The sequence below is a fragment of the Ruegeria sp. CK3 genome (genome assembly GCF_056536565.1).
In genome coordinates, this window is sequence record NZ_JBQFPV010000028.1 from 1 (window position 1) to 3,461 (window position 3,461).

At 56.7% G+C, this 3,461-nt stretch carries 3 protein-coding genes; all 3 read right to left on the minus strand.

Annotated features, from left to right (window positions below; translation table 11 throughout):
- Positions 1–738: tyrosine-type recombinase/integrase (locus ACR0C3_RS23230; RefSeq protein WP_480760776.1), on the minus strand; the 738-nt coding region annotated here is incomplete at its 3' end.
- A 274-nt stretch (positions 739–1,012) separates the two neighbouring features.
- Positions 1,013–2,692: a site-specific integrase gene (locus ACR0C3_RS23235; RefSeq protein ID WP_480760778.1), complete on the minus strand. Its 1,680-nt coding sequence runs from the start codon at positions 2,690–2,692 to the stop codon at positions 1,013–1,015.
- A 167-nt stretch (positions 2,693–2,859) separates the two neighbouring features.
- A complete protein-coding gene (locus ACR0C3_RS23240) occupies positions 2,860–3,072 on the minus strand; it encodes a helix-turn-helix domain-containing protein (RefSeq protein ID WP_480760779.1) in 213 nt (70 codons plus the stop codon).
- Between the last annotated feature and the right edge of the window lie 389 nt (positions 3,073–3,461).

Sequence of the window (3,461 nt, forward strand, 5' to 3'; positions counted from 1 at the left end):
GAGAGATTGGTAGTCGTCACAGGCCGACAACCCGGTGGCACGATTGTAGTGCTTCTGAGACATGTCCAGCGTCGCGTGCCCGAGGATATCCCGGATGATATTGACATGTTCCGGGTCTGTCTCAGCGACGCTGGTCGCCGCAATGTGCCTAAACTTGTGGGTGCGCAACTCGACGCCCAGCATGCGTTTTGCCACTTTCGGCAGCTCACGAGACAGGCCATGGGGGGTAATCGGGTCTCCATATTGGCTGATCCACAGCGCATTGGATGTCTTGGGTCCGAGCAGGATCGGGCGATGGATGTCCAAATAAGACTCCATCGGCTGTATCAGAACCTTGGGCAGAGGAAACCACCGCGCTTTTTTGTCTTTGGTGTCTTCCGGCGAAAGGTGAACCTCGAACCCTTCGGCGTTTTTGCGCAGATGCTGGTCCGTTGTCAGCACCAGCAACGTGCGACGGCGTACGGGCCGCGAGATCAGAAAGGCGATCATCAGGCCTGCGCGAAAGTGGATTGCGCGCTTCAGGTCACTGAGAGACGGATCACACTCCACATCTTGGAGCCATTGCAAGCTTTTGGTCAGAGCGTCACCTGCCAATATCGGAACCGCTTTCGGCAGGCTTTTGCGATCTGCCAGATGTACCAGACGGTTGGACAGTTTTTTTAGCCAGTCCCAATCTCCTGACGGGTCCATGGCCTTTACAAGCACATACAGATCACAAATCATGTTCTTGCGGGTCATTAGGCCTACGCGCGCTTCCGCTTCTTCCAGATATCTCTGCACGGCATCTTTGGTAATGCGATCTGTCGGGGATCGATCCAAAAGGGCAGGCTGATGACGCTTTATCCATGACAGCCAGTATCCGTAGCTCTGGCGTCGTTTGGTGCGGCTGCCTTCGGACCAGCTCGCACAGGGGCCTGTACCGTCAAAGATGTCACCTTCCGCGAATAGGGCTTCCCAGGCGGTTTTATCCGCCTGCGGCCAATTTTGATAAAGAAGAACAAGAGGAATGGGGTTAGTCATCGGACGTCCCCCGGAACTTCGAAAGAACCACCTCATCATAGTGGTCGTGTGCCCATTGGTTGCTGAGCGATGCGTAGAAATCCGTTGTTGTTTGGAGCCGTTTGTGCTTGAGCAGGCGGCGGACGGTCTCGAAGTCGCCGGGGCGTTCTTCTAGATAGAGCTTGGCCGCGATGTGGCGGAACAGGTGAGGGTGAACCTTCAACCCGGTCTCACGAAAGACGCGACGGGTCAGATCACCGCCAAAGTTTGCGGGCGACCGGGGCTTTCCGTCACTGTTGCGGGGGAACAGGGCACGGCCACCAACCCGCGACACAAGCGGTCGGAACTGCATGATATAGCGGTGCAAAATCTTGGAACTACGGGCATTCAGTTTGACCTCAATTGGCTCCCCATTCTTGACCTCGATCCCTTCGATACGGATGGAATAATAGGTGTGCGTCCCCGAGCGGACCCGGATCAAATGTTTGTCCAAATCAAGGTTCGCGAGGTTTTTGACGCGCATGGGACAGCTCAGGAGGATCGTAAGCGCTGCTGCATGCATCGCCGCCAGTGCGCTGTCGCGCCGGGTCGGACTGTCTTCCGCCCGTGCCATCAGCGTATCCGGCAGGCTCAACAACAGGGCCACGTTCTCCCAATCATTGAACTGCGCAAGGCGCTCGGCGTTCTTGGGGCTCATGCCGCGCGGATTTACGGCGACCCGTTTGTGAATGTCTTTGAGCGCCTTGATGACGTCTTCTGGCGCGTTCAAGTGATGCCGTGCAATAGCGATGCAGGTTGCTGCAACATTACTCAGCCCGGACGGCAGACCATTGGTCCCACGGCGGTCTATGATCGTCCGGAAGGCTGTTTTGAGATTGCTCGCCGTAACCAACACAGACAGGCTTGTGAACTTTTCCGGGCTTTGCCCCGAGGTTACCAACACGTCCAGCAATTGACGCAGATACGCTTCGGTGTTGCGCAGGCTGGTCTCGCGCAGCGGCTTGTCAGGACCGTCTTCGCTGAACAGATCACGTTGCGCCAAGCGGTCGATATAGGCTTTGATCTCTGCTTGCAGGCTCTCCGGATAGTCTGTCAGCGGGCGGGCCACGTACCGATCAGACAGCAAACGGTCCTGCCGGGGAAGATCGAGACCGTGTTTGTCAATCACGTGGTTCCATGTATCGATCATGGACTGAATGTACTTGGCTGGTTCGTTCTTCAGCAGCACAGCGTCGAGGACCGTCTGAAACGCCTGAACCACTTCGCCACCAATGTCCTTGGGCGAGATCGACCGGGCACTGCAATAGCGTGCAAACCGCATCAAGCCCCAAACCTGATGGGTGGACTGCACAGTCGTCAGAAACGTGTCCCACTCCGGGGTCAGTTCAGATTTGGCTTCAAAATCCTGCAACACCCCAACCGCACGCAAGGCACTGGCCAGATCGCTTTTGGTGGTGCTGAGGGTGTTGGGCTTCACCCCGCAGGCGGCGGGATGCAACGATGCCAACAGTTTGCGCAGTTGCGGGATGTCTGTCGGAATGTCCGACGGCGGACGGCTCATGTATGCACTGACGCGCGAGATCGCGGACAGCTTGGACTGTTGACGTTTCTTGTCGGGGTCTGGATTGGACTTCAGAACGTCCAGAACCTCGGCCAGCGTTGTTGGCGGTTGGATATCTTGATGATGGGTCATGACAAACCTCTTGGGTTTTGAGATTGGGGCAAAAGCGGACACTTGGGGACATGCAGACCCATGGCGGCCCTCTTGCGGGCATTCGGGAAAACAAGGGCGTGAATTTTTAGCCAAAATCCATGACCCCGTTTCCCCGAACGCCGGAAAAGCCGAGTTTTGTGAAAGCCTTAGAGAACATGGGCTGCTGCCTGATTGCCGCGTTGCTGGGCAAGGGCGTGCAGGTCGCTGCGCGCAATGCGCCAATCGCGGCCAAACCGAGTCGCAGGCAGTTCGCCGGATTTGATCCAGCGACGAACGGTTTTGGTGCTGATGCGGAACAGCGCAGCGACATCGCGCACGCTGAGATAGGCGGCATCCCCTGTGATCGGCAGATCAACCATGATCCACCTCTGGGTCTTCACCGTTGCAACGGGTTGCGAAATCCGAGCGCGCAGCCTCGCGGGCCAACAGCCGCACAAGGTTAATCAGGGGTTCAGGAACAGTGAAATTGGGCGGGTTGCCCTTGGGAGCAGACGAAGAACACGTCATCGATACGTTCCTTACAAAGGAACCGCTCGAAGCAAAGATCGCTGTGTTTTGGCTTAGGAGTGCACTCCAGACGACAAAACACTGAACTCAAACGAGATCAGGATCATTGCCATCGAGTGCGTCGAGGACGAAGTGCCGTCCTGTCCAATCCCAATATTGGCGGCCCAGCCATCGCGGCTGGTGGGTTGATAGTTCCCTTAACCTATGAACCGTTGCTTGCTTGTCAAGGGCAGCACGGCGT